This is a genomic window from Streptomyces flaveolus, from assembly GCF_000716535.1.
GTDB lineage: Bacteria > Actinomycetota > Actinomycetes > Streptomycetales > Streptomycetaceae > Streptomyces > Streptomyces flaveolus_A.
Genome location: NZ_JNWV01000002.1, coordinates 135,568 through 153,251, shown reverse-complemented (window position 1 = coordinate 153,251; position 17,684 = coordinate 135,568). Strand labels below are relative to the sequence as shown.

Here is a 17,684-nt window from a genome sequence, read left to right as displayed (position 1 = left end):
AACCGGGAGCAGGGCGGCTTGACCAGACGCCGGTTCGTCGGCGCCGTGGCCGGTACGGCGGCGGTCGTCGCGGTGCCGTCCCCGGCGGCCCCGCCGACGGACACGCCGGCCGGGCGGGACAAGCCGGAGGCGGCCCCGCCGCCCCGGAAGCCGTCCGGGCCGCGCCCGCTGTACGTGGGCACCTACACCTCCGTCGAGGGCGGTGGCACCGGAATCGGCCTGGCGTCGTACGACCCCGAGTCGGGCCGGATCACCGGGTCGGGCACCCTCACCGGGGTCCCCGACCCGTCGTACCTCGCCGTGCACCCGGACGGCCGCACGCTGTACGCGGTGGACGAGCGGGAGGACGGCGGGGTGACGGCCGTACGCCTCGCGGACCGGCGCGTCCTCGGCACCCGGAGCACCGGCGGCGCGGGCCCGTGCCATCTGTCGGTGCATCCCTCCGGGCGCTGGCTGCTCAGCGCCAACTACGGCTCGGGCAGTGTCGCCGTGCACCCGATCGACGCCTCCGGCGCGCTGGGCGAGCGCACCGATCTGGTCACGCACAGCTCTCCGCCGCCCGGCCCCGGTCAACAGGGCCCGCACGCCCATCAGTTCCTCACGAGTCCGGACGGCGGGCACGTCCTCGCCGTGGACCTCGGCACCGACACCGTCTACACCTACCGCCTCGACCGGGCGAAGGGCACGCTCGCGGAGGTGGCGCGGGCGCGGACCCGGCCCGGCGCGGGGCCGCGCCATCTGACCTTCCATCCGGGTGGCCGGTACGCCTATCTGGCCAACGAGGTGGACGACACCGTGGCCGTGTGCGCGTACGAGCCGGGATCCGGACGCCTGACGGTCGGCGAGCCGCAGTCGACAGGCTCGGGTGGCGGCACGAACTATCCGGCGCAGGTCCTGGTGACGGCGAACGGCCGGTACGCGTTCCTCGCCAACCGGGGCCACAACAGCCTCGCGCGGTACGCCGTCGAGGACGGCGGGGCCCGGCTGCGGCTGCTCGGCACGGTGCCGGTGGGCGGGGACTTCCCCCGGCAGATCGCGTTCTCGCCCGACGGCCGGCTGCTGTTCGCGGCGAACCAGCGCTCGGGCACGGTCACCGTCTTCCGCGTCGACGCGGACCGCGGTGAACTCCGCCTGACCGGTGAGCCGTTCGCGTCACCCGTCGCCGTCTGCACGCTGCCGCTGTAGCGCGCGGGGGCAGGCGGCGGCACCGGCCTGGGCGAGCAGGGCGTGCATGCGCTCGGTGAGCTGGGTGACGTCGTCGGCGGGTGTGTGGAAGGGCAGCCGTACGTCGCCGTGGGCGCGGGCGCGTTCGATGCGCAGGGTGAGTCCGTGCCGGTCGACGGCGAGCGGCGCCACCCGGGTCGCGGCGTGCAGGCTCTCGGGCCGCACCAGGCGGGTGAGCCGCTCGACGGCGTCCGGGTGGGCGTCGGCGAGGTGGGTGAGCAGCCGGGCCTCGGCGCCGCACAGGGGGTCGGGCCGGGCGGTGGTGAACTCGTCCAGGCCGACCACCACGGCCCCGGCCGACCGGCGCAGCACCACGCGGGTGGGCCGGAACAGGAGGGTGCCCCCGGACGGGGCGAACCAGCCGGAGAGGAAGAGCCGGGCGCGGATGCGGTGGCGCACCGGTACGGGCGCCGTGTCGGCGAACTCCAGCAGTGCGGAGGGTTCTTGGCGCGGGGCGCACAGCACCGCCCCGAACAGGCCGCTGTCGTCGGGCACCGCCAGCCGTACCGCGCCGTCCTCGGTCACGGTGTGCGCGCCGACGTACTCCTCGCGGACGCCGTCCGCGGTCACCGCGCACGACCACGCGGCGGCCAGCACCGAGCGTGCCCGTTCCGCCGCTCCGGGGGCGGCCGTCCAGTCCTGCGTGTCACCCATCCGAGCCTCCTTAGGTAAGCCTTGCCTAACCTATCGGAGATCGGGGCGCACGCCAACCACACCGCCCCCGCGCGGGACCGCGCCGGTGGCGGACCTGACACGCAGGCACATGGACTACTCGGACCTCAGGGGGCCGTAGCGGGCTGCTGAGCCGACTCGCCGGACGCCATCGCCCGCACTACGCGGTGGCCGTCAGCCGGCCGCCTTGGCGATGATGCGTTCCATCTCCTCTCGGCCGAAGGCCCGCAGAGTCGTGGAACGGACGTTGCCCACACCACCGAGCTGCAGCAGTGCCGCGGTGGCGGTTTCGTCGTCGGACGCCTCGATGATGGCCACGAGGTCGTACGGACCGACGGTCCAGTAGATGCTCAGGAGCTTCGCCCCGAGCTTCTGTGCCGCTGATCCGAAGGTCTCGGCGCGCTTCGCGGTGTCCTTGTAGTTGCGGACCCCTTGATCGGTCCAGCTCAGCAGGGCGACGTACGTCGGCATGTTCTTTCACCTTCACGAGAAGACTCGTCCCGAGGTCAAGCCTGGACACCTGGGCCGGAAACGGCACGAGGAACGCACCCGAACGAGCATTCACGCGAGCCGTGATCGAGGTCGTCTCCCGGTGCGCGCTTGCCTCGGCAGCCGCCAAATCCTTTGCCAGGCTTCCGGGCGGGGCTCAAGACTGAGGTCATGCTCGGATTCGTCAGGACCGACGACGAGGCCCTCGTCTCCTCTTTGGGTGACCCGCAGCGCGCGGTGGCGGCGTACCACGAACTGCTGCGGCGCGCCGAGGGCGCGCTGAGCGCCATCCGTACCGGACTGCGCCACGAGAATCCGGCGGTCCGCGAAGGCTGCTGCCGCCTCCTCGACCACCTGGTAGACACCGATTCCATGGACGACCTCGTCGCCATGGCCGACGACCCCGACGCCCGGGTCAGGATCGCGGCCTTCCACGCCCTGGCCTGCGACCGGCGCAAGGGCGACACCTGCGCACCTGGCGCGGACCGGGTCCTTCACCCCGCGCTGCGCCACCTGGCCTCCGACCCCGACCCGCACGTCCGGAGCATGGCCGTCGAACTCGTCGGCAAGTTCGCCCACACCGATGCCCGCGCCATCGCCGCCTTGCGAGCGTCCCACGCCCAAGACGCGAGCCCGGCGGTCCGCAAGAAAGCGGGCTGGTACGTGCCCGGCGGGACCATCTACGAACGCACCGCCCCACGCGGTCTGAAGTAACGGGGCAGCTCTTACGCGAGAACGCCCAGCAGAGCGCGGGCGCACAGGTCGCGCACCTGCTCCCGGCTCAGCTCTCCCTCGCCGCGCAGCCATTCGAGACAGACGGCGGTGGTGAAGGCTAGCCAGCCGCGCACCGCCAGGCGCACCCGCGGGGTGGCCTCGGCGGCGGGCCCGAACTCGGGATCGGCGGCGAGCGCGGCCAGGATCTGCTTCTCCTGGGCGGCCAGCGCGCGCTGGTAGACCCGGCGCACGGCCTGGTCGCCGGCCGCGTCGGCACGATGGAAGGCGCGGAAGCCGTGGGCGTGCGCCTGGACGTAGCCGAGGTAGGTGTCGAGGCCGGCGGCGAGCTGCTCGCGCACCGGCACCCCGGGCTCGGCCGCCGTCATGCGCAGCATGCGCTTGCTCTCCCGCTCCACGACGGCGGCGAAGAAGTCCCGCTTGGTCGGGAAGTAGTGGTACAGCAGCCCCCGCGAGACCCCGGCGATCTCGGCGACCTGCTCGATCCACACGTCGTCGTAGGGGCTCTCCGAGAACAGCTTGGCGCCGACCGACAGGAGCTGCTCACGGCGCTCCTCGGTGCTGAGTCTGCGCCGGGCGCGCTCCCCCTGGTTCGCGGGCATGGTGTCACTTTACTTGACGTCGGTTCAACAAGGGCACCACACTGAAACCCGTTATTGAACCCACGTACAACACGCCCGCTCACTGCCTCAACCATCGGCTGGATCAAGGGAGATCGCGTCATGGCGGCGACGACGGAGTCCATGCAGACCGGGCTGCCGAAGGGTTTCCGGAGCGCCGAACAGGGCTGGCCCGAACTGCGCCGGATCCCGCATCCGCCGCGTCGGCTGCCGCTGCTCGGCGACGTGCTCGGTGCCGACCGGCACCGGCCGTTGCAGGACTCGATGCGCTTCGCGCGCGAGCTGGGGCCGGTCTTCCGGCGGCGGGCGTTCGGCAAGGAGTTCGTGTTCGTGTGGGGAGCGCGGCTCGTGGCCGATCTCGCCGACGAGTCCCGGTTCGCCAAGCACGTCGGGCTCGGCGTCGCCAACCTGCGGCCCGTCGCGGGCGACGGACTGTTCACCGCCTACAACCACGAGCCCAACTGGCAGCTCGCGCACGACGTCCTGGCACCCGGGTTCAGCCGGGAGGCCATGGAGGGCTACCACGGGATGATGCTGGCGGTCGCCGGCCGGCTGACCGACCACTGGGACCGTCACGTGGCGGCCGGGCGCACGGTGGACGTGCCGGACGACATGACCCGGCTGACCCTGGAGACGATCGCCCGGACCGGTTTCGGACACGACTTCGGCTCCTTCGAGCGGGACCGGCCGCACCCCTTCGTCACGGCGATGGTCGGCACGCTGACCTACGCGCAACGGCTGAACAGCGTGCCCGGGCCGCTCGCCCCGCTGCTGCTGCGCGCCGCCGCCCGGCGCAACGCGGCCGACATGGCCCACCTCGACCGCACGGTCGACGGCCTGGTCGCCGCCCGGCGCAGGTCCGGCAGCGGCGAGGGGGACCTGCTGGACCGCATGCTGGCGACGGCGCACCCGGAGACCGGGGAGAAGCTGTCGTCGGAGAACGTCCGCAAGCAGGTGATCACGTTCCTGGTGGCGGGCCACGAGACCACCTCGGGCGCGCTCTCCTTCGCCCTGCACTACCTCGCCCGGCACCCGGAGATCGCCGCCCGGGCCCGCGCCGAGGTCGAACAGGTCTGGGGCGACACCCCGCGGCCCGGCTACGACCAGGTCGCCAAGCTGCGCTACGTCCGCCGGGTGCTGGACGAGTCGCTGCGGCTGTGGCCGACCGCGCCCGCCTTCGCCCGCGAGGCCCGGCGGGACACCGTCCTCGCCGGGGACCATCCGATGCGCCGGGGCGCGTGGGCCCTGGTGCTGACGCCGATGCTGCACCGCGACCCGGAGGTGTGGGGCGAGGACGCCGAACGGTTCGACCCGGACCGCTTCACCGCGCAGGCCGTACGGTCCCGGCCACCGCACACCTTCAAGCCGTTCGGCACCGGCGCACGGGCCTGCATCGGCCGCCAGTTCGCCCTCCACGAGGCGACCCTGGTCCTCGGCCTGCTCCTGCGCCGCTACGACCTGCACGCCGACCCGGGCTACCGGCTCACCGTGGCCGAGCGGCTCACGCTGATGCCGGAGGGGCTGCGGCTGCGACTGGAGCGGCGGCCGGCTCCCAAGGGGCTCGGCGAGAGGCTCCCCGAAGGGGCGAGGGGCAGTGTCCGACCTGCGGCGGACACCGCGTGGGCGCGACCAGGCACGACGAACCCGCAGACGGCGGACGACACCTCACGGCACACGCACAGCGCGGCTACGACGCCGGAGCGCCCGGCCTCAACCGCCCGCTGTCCAGTGCACCGGGCGACCGACTGACGCCGGCAGTCGAGTACCGCCGCTGCCCCGCGCCGCGTTCAGCTGCGGCTGGGTGAGGAAGAAGGCGCCCGTCAGGTCCGCATCGGTCAGATCGGCATCGCGCAGGTCGGCACCGATCAGATCCGCGCCGCGCAGGTCGGCACCGGTGAGGTCGGCGGCGATGAGATAGGCACCGCGCAGGCTCACCCCGCGGAGGTCGGCGCCCCTGAGGCGGGCGCCCATGAGGTCCGCGCCCCTGCGGTCCTTGCCCCGGCCCTTTCCCTTGCCCTTGCCGCCGACGCCGGCCCGGGCCAGCTCGCTGGTGCGCAGCAGGAGCACGTTGACCTCCTGCCGGTGCGCGGCGACGTCCAGCGCGGCGAGCTCCTCGGGAGTCCGCCGGGTCAGCCGCTCGGTCCGCTCCAGCGCCCGGCGCAGCTCGGGGTGGACGGGCCGGGCGGCGGGCAGGCCCAGCGCCTCGGTCAGGTACCACAGCAGCTCGTGGAGCTGCCGTACGACCGGGAACACGTCGAACATCCGGCGCGCGTGCTCCGTGGACCCCGTACGCCAGTCCTGCCCGCCGAAGGTGACCTGCGAGACCTTCTGGCCGGCGCCGAAGCAGTCGTAGACCGTGCAGCCGGTGAAACCCTTCTGGCGCAGGCCGGCGTGGATGCCGCAGCGGTGGTCGCCCTGGAGGTTCGGGCAGGGCTTGCCCGCGGGCTTGTCCAGCGCGAAGTCGGCGGAGCGGGCGAAGGGCAGGGCGACACAGCACAGCCCGAAGCACTGGGCGCAGTCGCCGCGCAGGTCGGAGGGGTCGGCTATCTGATCCGGCATGGGGTCCAGCGTACTGACCTGCGCGCTTGCCCCCGCACCCGCGCGGCCCCCGCGACGGCTGCCCGGGGCGCCGCTAGCGGGCGAACAGCTCGAAGGCCACCGCCGGTGTGCCGCCGAAGCGCTTGCCGGTGGCGGTGGTGGTCTCGGTCAGGAAGTCACGGACGTAGGCTTCCGGGTCCTGGTCGGTCAACGCCGCGATGTAGGTGCGGTGTTCGAGCAGCGAGCGCACCGCCCGGTCCAGGCCCGGCCTGGCGTCCACGGCGTGGGTGGGGCTGCTGGAACCGGCGACGGCCACCCAGCGGACGCCGTTCCAGGGCTTGAGGCCCTGCTCGGCGAGTTCGGGGAAGATCCAGCGGTTGCCGGCGTCGGCGGCGGCGTCCAGGGTGGCACGGCCGACGGCGACGTGGTCGGGGGTGTTCCAGGCGACACCGCCCCAGGTGTCGCGGTGGTTGAGCGTGACGACGAGTTCGGGGCGGTGGCGTCGGATCGCGGCGGCGATGTCGCGGCGCAGCGCGCTGCCGTACTCGATCACGCCGTCCCGGTGGTCGAGGAACTCCACGGTGCCGACGCCGACGACGGCCGCACTGGCCCGCTGCTCACGCTCGCGCAGCGGGCCGCAGGCGACCGGGTCCAGGGTGTCGATGCCCGCCTCGCCACGGGTGGCCAGCACATAGGCGACCTCACGGCCGGCGTCGGTCCAGGCGGCGACCGCCGCGGAGCACCCGTACTCCAGGTCGTCCGGGTGCGCCACCACGGCGAGGGCACGCTGCCAGTCGTCGGGCAGGGGCTGGAGCTGAGTGATCTTGGACTCCGTCATGGGCGGCACACTATGCCGCCCTGCCCCACGCGCGACGCCTTTTGCGGCGCACCCGGTCCGTCATATCGCGTATGTCACACCTCGTCGCGCACCAGTGCCAGCAGCCGGTCCAGCACCCGGGGCGCGCCCGCGCGCAGACCGTCGTGCTCGTACTCGTTGGTGACCCAGGGGCGCAGGCCACGGATCGCACCGGCCGTCTCCAGGGAGTGGCCGGTGTCGACGTACATGTCGTCGTGGTAGACGGCCGCGGCGACCGGGACCTCGTTGGCGGCGAGCCGCGCGGGGTCGTAGAGGGGGCGCCAGTCGGTGCGGGCGGCGAGCAGTCCGGCCGTCTCGCGCAGAGGGCGCAGGGCCGGGTCGGCGTCGAACATCCAGGGGTGGACCGTCTCGCCGGTGAACAGCACCGGGCCGTCGCCGGTGAGCGCCTTGGCCGCGTCGAACTGCGGGAACTCGGCGCGGACGCGCTCGGCCGACCAGGCGGTGGGGCGGGCGTCCTGGCCGTAGATCACCTCGTGGACGAGGGCGTAGAGGGGGTGGGCGGCGTACGACAGGAGGGACTGGGCCTGCTCCTGGAAGGCGTCGGACAGCTCCAGGCCGGCCGGGGTCACCACGAAGGCGTCCTCCAGGAGGTGGTGCAGCCGGTGGCTGCCGTCGCTCGTGCCCAGCATGATGCCCAGTGACTGGAAGGCCTCCACCGTGAAGCGGTAGCCGTTCGGCAGCGCCACGTCGTGGGTGAGGAGGTGGTCGGCGATCCGGCGGGCCCGCTCCACGTCCTGCGGGTAGCGGGCGTAGTGCGCGGCGACCTTGCGCTCGACGCGCGGGTAGGCGGCCCGGTAGACGTCGTCGGCGTGGGCGTGCAGGGAGGGCAGGCCGCCGGTGATGAGCGCGGTGGCGACGCCCTCGGGGGCGAGGGAGAGGTACGACACCGTGCAGAAGCCGCCGAAGCTCTGGCCGAGCACGGTCCACGGGGCGCCGCCGGTGACCTGGGGGCGGATGGCCTCGCAGTCGCGGACGATGGAGTCGGCGCGGAAGTGGGTGAGGTAGTCGGCCTGGGCGGCGGGGCCGCCGCGCAGCGGGAGCGTCTGCCGGGTGGCGGGCGTGGAGCGTCCGGTGCCGCGCTGGTCGAGGAGCAGGACGCGGTACTCCTTCAAGGCCCGGTCGAGCCAGGCTTGACGCCCGACGAAACGATTCGCCCCGAAGCCGGGGCCGCCCTGCAGGTACACCAGCCAGGGCAGGTCCTGCCCGGCCTTGTCGCTCGCCACCGCCTCACGGGCGTACAGCTCGATGGTCTCGCCGCCCGGGACGGCGTGGTCGAGGGGCACGGTGAAGTGGCGGTCGGTGAGGACGACGCCGGGCTGACGGTAGCTGAGGCTCAACGGGTCTCCTGGGACGGACGGGCTGGACGTCTCCCAGTTGAGCACATGAGCGGGCGTGGGCCGAGCCCCGGGATCATGCATTGTTGCTGAACTGTCGGTCAGCACTTCCGGCCGGCGCTTCCGGCCGGCGCGAGGCTCGGCGCCGGGCACACCGCGGGGCTCAGCGCGCGGCGAGGCTGGAGCGGCGCACCACCAGCTCCGGCTGGAGTACCACCCGCCGGTGCTCGTGCTTCCGCTTGCCCTTGCCGTCCTCCTCGCCCTGCTCGGTCTCCTCCAGCAGCAGGTCGGCGGCGAGGGCGCCCATCGTGACGGCGGGCTGGCGCACCGAGGTGAGGGGTACGGCCGCCGCGGCGGCGAACTCGATGTCGTCGTAGCCGACGATCGCCAGGTCGTCCGGCACGGTCACGCCCGCCGCGTACATCGCCTGGAGCACGCCGAGGGCGAGCAGGTCGTTGGCGCAGAACACGGCGGTGGGCCGGTCGGCGAGGCCGAGCAGCCGGGCGCCCGCGTCCCGGCCGGCGGCCACGTCGAGCCGCTCGGTGGGCAGTTCGCGCAGGGCCTCGGGGCCGAGCCCGGCCTCGGCGAGGGCGTTCAGCGCGCCGGTGCGCCGGTCGCGGACCTGGTTGAGCCCGGGCGGCCCGCTGACGTAGGCGATCGAACGGTGCCCGGCGTCCACCAGGTGCCGCACCGCGAGCGCGCCGCCCGCGACGTCGTCCACGGAGACCGAGCACTCGGTGGTGCCCTCGGCGACCCGGTCGACCAGTACGAACGGGATGCCGTGCCGGCGGAAGGCGGCGATGTTGCGGCCGGTGGCGTCCGCCGGGGTCAGCAGCACGCCCCGCACCCGCTGTTCGGCGAAGAGCGACAGGTACTCGGCCTCCTCGGCGGCGTCCTGCGCGCTGTTGCAGACCATCACGCCGAGACCGGCCTCCCGGGCCGCGCGCTCGGCACCGCGCGCCACGTCCACGAAGAAGGGGTTGCCCATGTCGAGCACGAGCAGCCCCATGATCCGGCTGCGGCCCGCCCGGAGCTGGCGCGCCGACTCGCTGCGGACGTAGCCGAGCCGGTCGATCGCGGACAGCACCCGGGCACGGGTCTCCCCGGCGACGGTGTCCGGGCGGTTGATGACGTTGGACACCGTGCCCACCGACACTCCGGCGGCGCGGGCGACATCCTTGATACCCACCGACTGGGCCATCGGGCTTCGGACCTCCAGGGAACGGGGATGCGGCGGGACGACCTTCACATTACCGTCACGCCGACAGGGCGAAGTCGGCCACGTACAACGCCGAGGGCGTCGTGCCGGCGGACTTCTCCTGGTACAGGAACGACAGGACGTTGTCCGCCCTGATCCGGGTCTCGTCGACCACCACCTCGCCGAACGCGTTCAGCCCGGCGCCGTCGAACAGGAGCGTCCAGTCGGTGTACCCGGAGGCCCGCGAGGCCGCGGCGATCCGGCCGAACGGGAGGACGGCGTAGGCGTTGTCGTACCGGTCGAGGACGAGTCCGGTGCGCTGACTGGAGCGGAGCGGGACGGGGATCTCGGTCTTCCGCCAGCCACCGGAGGCAGTCTTGCACAGGTGGAAGGCGCGCCCGTGGGCGGTCCGGTCGGCGACGTAGTCCTTGGTGCACGGCCCGGAACGGACCGGGACGTGGCTGACGACGGCGTGCGGGCGGCCCGCCGAGTCGGTGAACTGACTCTCCTGGTTCATCAGCGCGTGGTCCGGGCCCAGCGGGTCGACGACGAGACCGTTCGCGCCGACGGAGACCTTCTCGGACCCGCCGGTGACACCGACCACCGCGCCCGCGTCGTTGCGCCAGGTGCGGCCCCGGTCGTCGGAGTACACATAGCCGGTGTCGTGGTTGGTGAGACTGCCGCGGCCGCGCATGACGGCCGCGTCCCGCTCCCGCCAGGTGAACAGGGCGTGCAGCCGGCCCCGCCTGTCGTAGTCGATGCCGTGCAGGTACATGCTCCGGGCGGTGCTGGAGCCGAGCGCGCTGGTGTACGTGCCGGTCGCGTCGGTCCACTCCCCCAGCGCCGTCCACCGCGAACCGTCGTACTCGGCCAGGGCGTTGCGGCCGTCGCCCGAGACTCCGGCGCGGTAGCTGAGCTGGAGCCGCCCCTCGGGCGTGGCGACGAACTGCGGGTAGGTGAACCGCGAGGTGAGCGCCAGGCCGTCGAGTGTCGTCTGTACGGCACCGAAGGCGGACGGGGTCCAGGCCGTGGACGCGGGGTCGTCCAGCAGCCCGGCGGCGGACTTGACGTAGAAGAAGCCGTCGCTGTGCGAGTCCATGGTCAGGTGGAGGCGGCCGTCGACGGCGGAGACGCCCAGGGAGATGACGTTGTGGGAGTCGTCGGCCTTGAGCCGGTGCGGCAGGGTGACCGTCGACCAGTCGGTGGCACCGAGGGCCCGGCGGGCCACGACCGCGTCGCGGCTCGCCGTGTACCAGGCGGCGTACTGGTGGCCTCGATGGGTCAACAGACCGTTCTTCTGGAACGAGTTGGTGTTGACCAGGCCGTCGTAGGAGACGAAGTAGACGGCGTGGGCGTCCAGTTGTGTGACGCCCTGCCGGGTGACGGAGGGTCTCATCCGCGCGGCTCCCGCGTCAGTCGAGGTGGAACACTTCGGTGAGCGGTCGCATGGCCTCGTCGGGCCGGGTACCGTCCAGGGACTCGAAGAACGGTGCCATCTCCTTCTGCCAGCGCGCGTTGACGTCGGTGGCCGCCATGCCCGCCTGGGCGGCGGCGAAGTCCTCGGTCTCCAGGTAGCCGACGAGCAGGCCGTCCTCGCGCAGGAAGAGCGAGTAGTTGTGCCAGCCGGTCGCCTTCAGGGCGTCGAGCATCTCCGGCCAGACGGCCGCGTGACGCTCACGGTACTCGTCGAGCCGGTCCGCCCTGACCTTCAGCAGGAAGCACACGCGCCGCATCAAGAGCCCCCGTCGTCTCAGAAGTTGAACTGGTCGATGTTCTTGGCGTCGAACACGGTCGGCTTGCCCAGGTTGATCACGCCGTCCTTGCCGATGGTGTACGTCGTGGCGCCGGCCTTGAAGGTCTCGCCCTCCTTGCCGGTGATCTGCCCCGAGGCCAGCGCGACCGCGGTCCGGGCGGCCAGGGCGCCGAGCTTGGCCGGGTCCCACAGCTCGAAGGCGTCGACGGTGCCGTTCTTCACGTACTTGCGCATGTCGTTGGGGGTGCCGAGCCCGGTCAGCTTGACCTTGCCCTTGTACTTGGAGCCCGACAGGTACTGGGCGGCCGCCTTGATGCCGACGGTGGTCGGGGAGATGATCCCCTTCAGGTTCGGGTGCTCCTGGAGCAGGCCCTGGGTCTGCTGGAAGGACTGCTGGGCGTCGTCGTTGCCGTACGCGATCTTGACGAGCTTGACGTCCTTGTACTTCGGGTCCTTCAGCTCGTCCTTCATGTAGCCGATCCAGGTGTTCTGGTTGGTCGCGGTCTGCGCGGCCGACAGGATCGCGATCTCGCCCTTGTACCCGATCTGCTTGGCGAGCAACTGCACCTCGGTACGGCCCAGGTCCTCGGCACTGGCCTGCGAGACGAAGGCGTTGCGGCAGCCCGGGCTGGTGTCGGAGTCGTAGGTGACGACCTTGATGCCGTTGCTCATGGCCTGCTTCAGCGCGGTGCACAGCGCCCCCGGGTCCTGCGCGGACACCGCCATGGCGTTCACCCGCTGCTGGGTGAGCGTGTTGACGTAGCTCACCTGCCCGGCGGTGTCGGTGGCGCTGCTGGGCCCCACCTCCTTGTACTTCGACCCGAGCTCGGCGAGCGCCTTCTCACCGCCCTTGTCGGCGGTGGTGAAGTAGGGGTTGTTGACCTGCTTGGGCAGGAATCCGACGGTCAGCCCCTTCTTGGTGGCGGCGTTCGGATCGGCCTTGCCGGCGGAGGCGGCGGAGGCGTTGTCGTCCTTGACGTCCTTCTTGGTGGTGCCGCCGCAGGCGGTGAGCGCGAGGGCGAGGGAGGTGCCGGCGGCGAGGGCGGCACAGGTGCGGCGGAGGGTTGGCTTGCGCATGGAAGGGGCCCCTTGTCGAGAGTGGAGTAGGTGGTGCGCCCTGGAGGGCGCGGGTTGTACCGAGGTGCGGCTCCGCCGCGTGCGCGACCGGCCGCGGGCGGCCGGCGGACGGCCTATCCGGTGGAACCGGCCGCCCGCGCGAGGGAGATCTGCCGCGCGACCCGGGGGCCCAGCACGGACACCACGAGCAGCACACCGGTGACGACGATCTGCGACTGGGCCGAGACGTTCAGCAGACTCATCACGTTCTGCAGCGCACCCAGCAGGAAGACACCGGCGATGGCACCACCGATCGTTCCCTTGCCCCCGTCGAAGTCGATCCCGCCCAGCAACACGGCGGCCACGACGGAGAGCTCGAGCCCGGTGGCGTTGTCGTACCGGGCGCTGGCGTAGTGCAGCGCCCAGAAGACACCGGTCAGCGCGGACATGACCCCGGTGGCGACGAAGAGCAGCAGCTTGGTCCGCTTCACCCGGATCCCCGCGAACCGTGCCGCCTCCTCCCCCGCTCCGATCGCGAACAGCGACCGGCCGAACGGCGTGGCGTGCAGCAGCACCACGGCGATGGCGAGCAGCACCAGGAAGGGCAGGAAGGCCTGCGGCAGGAAGGAGTCCCCGAGGCGACCGGCGGCGAAGTCCAGGTACTGCGAGGGGAAGTCGGTCACGGCGTCGGAGCCGAGCACGATCTGCGCGATTCCCCGGTACGCGGCCAGCGTGCCGATGGTGACCGCCAGCGACGGCAGCCCGAGCCGGGTCACCAGCAGGCCGTTGACCAGCCCGCACGCCACCCCGAGCAGCAGGCACAGCGGAATGATCGTCTCGATGGCCATGCCCTCGTTCCAGAGCTTGCCCATCACCGCGCCGGACAGCCCGGCCGTGGACGCGACGGACAGGTCGATCTCGCCGGCGACGACCAGCAGGGTCATCGGCAGGGCGATCAGCGCGATCGGGAGCGTGTTGCCGATGAGGAACGACAGGTTGAGCGCGTTGCCGAAGCCGTCGACGAAGCCGAACGACAGCAGCAACAGGACGATGAGCAGCGCGCCGACGACCGTGTCCCAGCGGACCGCGCGGGTGAGCGACTCAGGCACCGGCCTTCTCCTTCGCCATGGCGGACCTCCTGGGGGCCGACTTCTTCTTCAGGGCGGCGGCCACGCGCAGCGCCACGATCCGGTCGACGGCGATGGCGAGCAGCAGCAGGACGCCGTTGATGGCGAGCACCCACACGGAGCTGACGCCGAGCGCGGGCAGCACGCTGTTGATCGAGGTGAGCAGCAGGGCGCCGAGGGCGGCGCCGTAGACGCTGCCGGAGCCGCCGGTGAAGGCGATGCCGCCGACCACCACGGCGCTCACGACGGTGAGTTCGTAGCCGTTGCCGGTGCCGGAGTCGACGTTGCCGAACCGGGCCAGGTACATCGCGCCGGCGAGTCCGGCGAGCGCCCCGCAGAAGGTGTACGCGGCCAGGATGCGCTTGCGGACCGGGATGCCGGCGAGCCGGGCGGCCTCCGGATTGGAACCGAGGGCGTACAGCTCCCGGCCGCTGCCGTAGTGCTTGAGGTAGTAGCCCGTCGCCACGAGCACCACCAGCGCGATCACGGCGAGCCAGGGGATCGCGGAGATGCCCCCGGAGCCGAAGTCGACGAAGCCGCCGGGCAGGTCGGCCGCGGTGATCTGGCGGGAGCCGACCCAGATGGAGTCGACGCCCCGGATGACGTACAGCGTGCCGAGGGTGACGACGAGGGCGGGGACCTGGCCGAGGCTCACGAGGAGGCCGTTGAGCAGCCCGAGGCCGATGCCCAGCAGGACGGCGAGGAGGATCGCGACGACCGCGTTCCCGCCGCCCTGCAGATAGCTTCCGGCGGCGAAGGCGCTGATGCCGAGCGTGGAGCCGACGGACAGGTCGACGTTGCGGCTGAGGACCACCAGTGACTGGCCGGTGGCGACCAGCACCAGGATCGTCGCGTTGAGGAGCAGGTCCTTGATGCCCTGCTCGGACAGGAACTCGCTGTTGCCCGCCTGGGTGACGGCGATCATCAGCAGGAAGACGGCCAGGATGGCGAGTTCGCGCATCTTGAAGACCCGGTCGACCAGCCGGGTGCCGCTCGACCGGGGTGCCCCGGCGACGGGGGTCTCGTCGGTGGTGGTGACCGTCATGCGGCGGCCCTCCCGGTGGCTGCGGCCATCACGGTCTCCTCGGTGGCGTCGGCGCGGGGTATCTCGGCGGTGATCCGGCCCTCGTGCATCACCAGGACGCGGTCGGCCATGCCGAGGATCTCGGGCAGGTCGGAGGAGATCATCAGGACGGCGACACCGTCGGCGGCCAGCTCGCCGAGCAACCGGTGCACCTCGGCCTTGGTGCCGACGTCGATGCCCCGGGTCGGCTCGTCCACGATGAGCACCTGGGGGCCGGTGGCGAGCCACTTGGCGAGGACGACCTTCTGCTGGTTGCCGCCGGACAGGGTGGAGACGGCGTCCGCGATCCGGGCGTACTTCACCTGGAGCTTCACGGCCCAGTCCAGTGACCGGCTGCGTTCGGCGGTCCGGTTCATCAGCCCGGCCCGGGCGGTCGTACGGAGTCCGGTCAGGCCGATGTTCCGTTCGATGGACATGTCCATCACCAGGCCCTGGGCCCGCCGGTCCTCCGGCACGAGGGCGAGTCCGGCCGCCATCGCGGCGGACGGGGCACCGTTCGTGAGCCGGCGTCCGGCGACCTCGACCTCGCCCGCGTCCCAGCGGTCGACGCCGAAGACGGCCCGGGCGACCTCGGTGCGTCCGGCGCCGACCAGCCCGGCGAGGCCGACGATCTCGCCGCGCCGGACCTCGAAGGAGACGTCGGTGAAGACGCCCTCCCGGGTCAGCCGTCGCACGCTGAGCGCGACGTCACCGGCCTGGACCTGCTGCTTCGGGTACAGCTCGGCCAGGTCGCGGCCGACCATGCGGCGGACCAGGTCGTCCTCGGTCATCCCGGCGAGGGGCTCGCTGGCGATCCAGGCGCCGTCCCGCAGCGTGGTGACCTTCTGGCAGATCTCGAAGATCTCCTCCAGCCGGTGGGAGATGAACAGCACCGCCGCACCCTGTTCGCGCAGGGTGCGGACGACGCCGAAGAGGCGGGCGACCTCGCTGCCGGTGAGGGCGGCGGTCGGCTCGTCCATGATCAGGACCCGGGCGTCGAAGGACAGCGCCTTGGCGATCTCCACGATCTGCTGGTCGGCGATGGACAGGCCGCGGGCCGGCCGGTCGGGGTCGAGGTCGACGCCGAGCCGCTGCATCAGGGCCGCCGTGGCCGCGTGGGTGGCCTTGTGGTCGATCCGGCCGAGGGCGCGCCGGGGCCGGCGGCCCATGAAGATGTTCTCGGCGATCGACAGGTCGGGGAAGAGCGTGGGTTCCTGGTAGATGACGGCGATGCCGGCGTCGCGGGCGTCGCCGGGGCCGTGGAAGACGACGGGCTCGCCGTCGAGCAGCACCTGACCGGTGTCCGGCCGGTGCACTCCGGCGAGGGTCTTGATCAGCGTCGACTTGCCCGCGCCGTTCTCACCGGCGAGGGCGTGCACCTCGCCGGGCAGCAGCTCCAGGGAGACGTCCCTCAGGGCGCGTACGGCGCCGAAGGACTTCGAGACGCCCTTCAGTGCCAGCACCGGGGCCGGTCCCGTGTCAGGCGGGTGGGTCATGGGGGCTCCTCGACGACACCGGCGGAGGGGCCGCGAGGCCGCCACGGTGTCGTGAAAGGTTTCAAATGGATTGCCGGGACCGTAGGCACCACAGTCATGTCACGTCAATGGGTCCGTATCGAAAAGTTTTCGATAGCCAAAGGTCACAGCGGGGTCACGGAAGGCGGGGTTCGCCGGAGTCCTTGACACCCCTCCGAGCGGCACCTAGCTTGCCGTCCTGAATCGTTTCACATTCTGCGTTCGCATGCTCGGCCGTTCCGCCCGACATCCGCTCAGTCGTACCCCCGACACCACAGGAGCCCCGAAGTGACCGACCTCGCCGCGGTGAAGGCCGCGCTCAAGACCCAGGCCGTCGAGACGCCGTCGTGGGCGTACGGGAACTCGGGCACCCGGTTCAAGGTGTTCGCCCAGGCCGGTGTGCCGCGCTCGCCGTGGGAGAAACTGGAGGACGCCGCCCAGGTGCACGCCTTCACCGGGGTCGCGCCGACGGTCGCCCTGCACATCCCGTGGGACACCGTGGACGACTACGCGGCGCTCGCGAAGTACGCCGAGGAGCGGGGGGTGCGGCTGGGCGCGATCAACTCCAACACCTTCCAGGACGACGACTACAAGCTGGGCAGCATCTGCCATCCGGACGCGGCGGTGCGGCGCAAGGCCGTCGACCACCTGCTGCGGTGCGTCGACATCATGGACGCCACCGGGTCACGGGACCTGAAGCTGTGGTTCGCCGACGGGACGAACTATCCCGGGCAGGACGACATCCGTGCCCGGCAGGACCGGCTCGCCGAGGGGCTGGCCGAGGTGTACGCGCGGCTCGGCGAGGGGCAGCGGATGCTGCTGGAGTACAAGTTCTTCGAGCCGGCCTTCTACACGACCGACGTCCCGGACTGGGGGACCGCCTACGCGCACTGCCTCAAGCTCGGCGACAAGGCCCAGGTGGTCGTCGACACCGGGCACCACGCGCCGGGGACCAACATCGAGTTCATCGTGGCGACGCTGTTGCGGGAGGGGAAGCTCGGGGGGTTCGACTTCAACTCGCGGTTCTACGCCGACGACGACCTGATGGTGGGGGCGGCGGATCCGTTCCAGCTCTTCCGGATCATGTACGAGGTGGTACGCGGCGGGGGGTTCACCTCCGAGGTCGCCTTCATGCTCGACCAGTGCCACAACATCGAGGCCAAGATCCCCGCGATCATCCGGTCGGTGATGAACGTCCAGGAGGCCACGGCCAAGGCACTGCTCGTGGACAAGGCCGTGTTGGCCGACGCTCAGGCCTCGGGTGACGTGCTGGGGGCCAATGCCGTGCTGATGGACGCGTACAACACGGATGTGCGGGGGCTGCTCCGCGAGGTCCGTGAGGAGTCGGGGCTGGACCCCGATCCGATGGGCGCGTATGCGCGGTCCGGGTGGGCCGAGAAGATCGTTGCCGAGCGCGTGGGTGGGGAGCAGGCCGGTTGGGGGGCGTGAAGCGTCCGCCGAGTTCCGTCGTCTGCGGGGTGCGGGCC

17 protein-coding genes are annotated in these 17,684 nt (G+C 72.0%); 4 read left to right on the top strand and 13 right to left on the bottom strand.

Going from position 1 to position 17,684, the window contains the following annotated elements:
- Positions 1–45 precede the first annotated feature (45 nt).
- Entirely contained in the window at positions 46–1,185 is a 1,140-nt protein-coding gene (locus OO52_RS02060; RefSeq protein ID WP_037628398.1) for a lactonase family protein, read from the top strand.
- Here the strand turns inward: OO52_RS02060 and OO52_RS02055 are convergent.
- Positions 1,153–1,878, bottom strand: a complete 726-nt coding sequence (locus tag OO52_RS02055; RefSeq protein WP_030639638.1) for a DUF2470 domain-containing protein — start codon at positions 1,876–1,878, stop codon at positions 1,153–1,155. The genes OO52_RS02060 and OO52_RS02055 overlap by 33 nt on opposite strands.
- Positions 1,879–2,070: 192 nt before the next feature.
- Positions 2,071–2,367, bottom strand: a complete 297-nt coding sequence (locus OO52_RS02050) for a GYD domain-containing protein (protein ID WP_030639639.1) — start codon at positions 2,365–2,367, stop codon at positions 2,071–2,073.
- Between the two features lie 189 nt (positions 2,368–2,556).
- Here OO52_RS02050 and OO52_RS02045 point away from each other — a divergent pair, with 189 nt between their 5' ends.
- Positions 2,557–3,099 (top strand): HEAT repeat domain-containing protein, encoded by a 543-nt coding sequence (locus OO52_RS02045; protein ID WP_030639641.1) that lies wholly within the window; start codon positions 2,557–2,559, stop codon positions 3,097–3,099.
- Between the two features lie 11 nt (positions 3,100–3,110).
- Here OO52_RS02045 and OO52_RS02040 read toward each other — a convergent pair whose 3' ends face one another.
- Complete coding sequence (locus OO52_RS02040) at positions 3,111–3,719, bottom strand: TetR/AcrR family transcriptional regulator (protein ID WP_030639643.1); 609 nt, start codon at positions 3,717–3,719, stop codon at positions 3,111–3,113.
- Between the two features lie 120 nt (positions 3,720–3,839).
- Here OO52_RS02040 and OO52_RS02035 point away from each other — a divergent pair, with 120 nt between their 5' ends.
- A complete protein-coding gene (locus tag OO52_RS02035; RefSeq protein ID WP_030639645.1) occupies positions 3,840–5,486 on the top strand; it encodes a cytochrome P450 in 1,647 nt (548 codons plus the stop codon).
- Here the strand turns inward: OO52_RS02035 and OO52_RS02030 are convergent.
- The 10 genes from OO52_RS02030 to OO52_RS01985 all read right to left on the bottom strand — a co-directional run bounded on the left by OO52_RS02030 (position 5,448) and on the right by OO52_RS01985 (position 16,179).
- Positions 5,448–6,296: a pentapeptide repeat-containing protein gene (locus OO52_RS02030; protein ID WP_030639647.1), complete on the bottom strand. Its 849-nt coding sequence runs from the start codon at positions 6,294–6,296 to the stop codon at positions 5,448–5,450. The two genes, OO52_RS02035 and OO52_RS02030, sit on opposite strands and share 39 nt — an antisense overlap.
- A 73-nt stretch (positions 6,297–6,369) precedes the next feature.
- Positions 6,370–7,113, bottom strand: a complete 744-nt coding sequence (locus tag OO52_RS02025) for a PIG-L deacetylase family protein (RefSeq protein ID WP_030639649.1) — start codon at positions 7,111–7,113, stop codon at positions 6,370–6,372.
- Positions 7,114–7,187: 74 nt separating this feature from the next.
- Positions 7,188–8,489, bottom strand: a complete 1,302-nt coding sequence (locus OO52_RS02020; RefSeq protein WP_030639653.1) for an alpha/beta fold hydrolase — start codon at positions 8,487–8,489, stop codon at positions 7,188–7,190.
- Between the two features lie 160 nt (positions 8,490–8,649).
- The gene (locus OO52_RS02015) at positions 8,650–9,687 is read right to left on the bottom strand and encodes a LacI family DNA-binding transcriptional regulator (protein ID WP_030639654.1); all 1,038 of its coding nucleotides are present in this window, start codon (positions 9,685–9,687) and stop codon (positions 8,650–8,652) included.
- A 55-nt stretch (positions 9,688–9,742) separates the two neighbouring features.
- Positions 9,743–11,080, bottom strand: coding sequence for a BNR repeat-containing protein (locus tag OO52_RS02010; protein ID WP_030639655.1), 1,338 nt, complete (start codon positions 11,078–11,080; stop codon positions 9,743–9,745).
- Between the two features lie 16 nt (positions 11,081–11,096).
- Positions 11,097–11,417: an L-rhamnose mutarotase gene (locus tag OO52_RS02005; RefSeq protein WP_030639656.1), complete on the bottom strand. Its 321-nt coding sequence runs from the start codon at positions 11,415–11,417 to the stop codon at positions 11,097–11,099.
- A gap of 17 nt (positions 11,418–11,434) precedes the next feature.
- Positions 11,435–12,514, bottom strand: a complete 1,080-nt coding sequence (rhaS, locus tag OO52_RS02000) for a rhamnose ABC transporter substrate-binding protein (protein ID WP_030639657.1) — start codon at positions 12,512–12,514, stop codon at positions 11,435–11,437.
- Positions 12,515–12,627: 113 nt separating this feature from the next.
- Positions 12,628–13,602, bottom strand: a complete 975-nt coding sequence (locus OO52_RS01995) for an ABC transporter permease (RefSeq protein ID WP_030639658.1) — start codon at positions 13,600–13,602, stop codon at positions 12,628–12,630.
- Positions 13,595–14,665 (bottom strand): ABC transporter permease, encoded by a 1,071-nt coding sequence (locus OO52_RS01990; protein WP_030639659.1) that lies wholly within the window; start codon positions 14,663–14,665, stop codon positions 13,595–13,597. The genes OO52_RS01995 and OO52_RS01990 overlap by 8 nt, the downstream gene beginning before the upstream one ends.
- Positions 14,662–16,179: a sugar ABC transporter ATP-binding protein gene (locus tag OO52_RS01985; protein WP_030639660.1), complete on the bottom strand. Its 1,518-nt coding sequence runs from the start codon at positions 16,177–16,179 to the stop codon at positions 14,662–14,664. Before OO52_RS01985 ends, OO52_RS01990 begins: the two co-directional genes overlap by 4 nt.
- Positions 16,180–16,485: 306 nt before the next feature.
- Between OO52_RS01985 and rhaI the strand changes: the two genes are divergently transcribed.
- Positions 16,486–17,646 (top strand): L-rhamnose isomerase, encoded by a 1,161-nt coding sequence (gene rhaI, locus OO52_RS01980; protein WP_030639661.1) that lies wholly within the window; start codon positions 16,486–16,488, stop codon positions 17,644–17,646.
- The last annotated feature ends 38 nt before the right edge of the window (positions 17,647–17,684 follow it).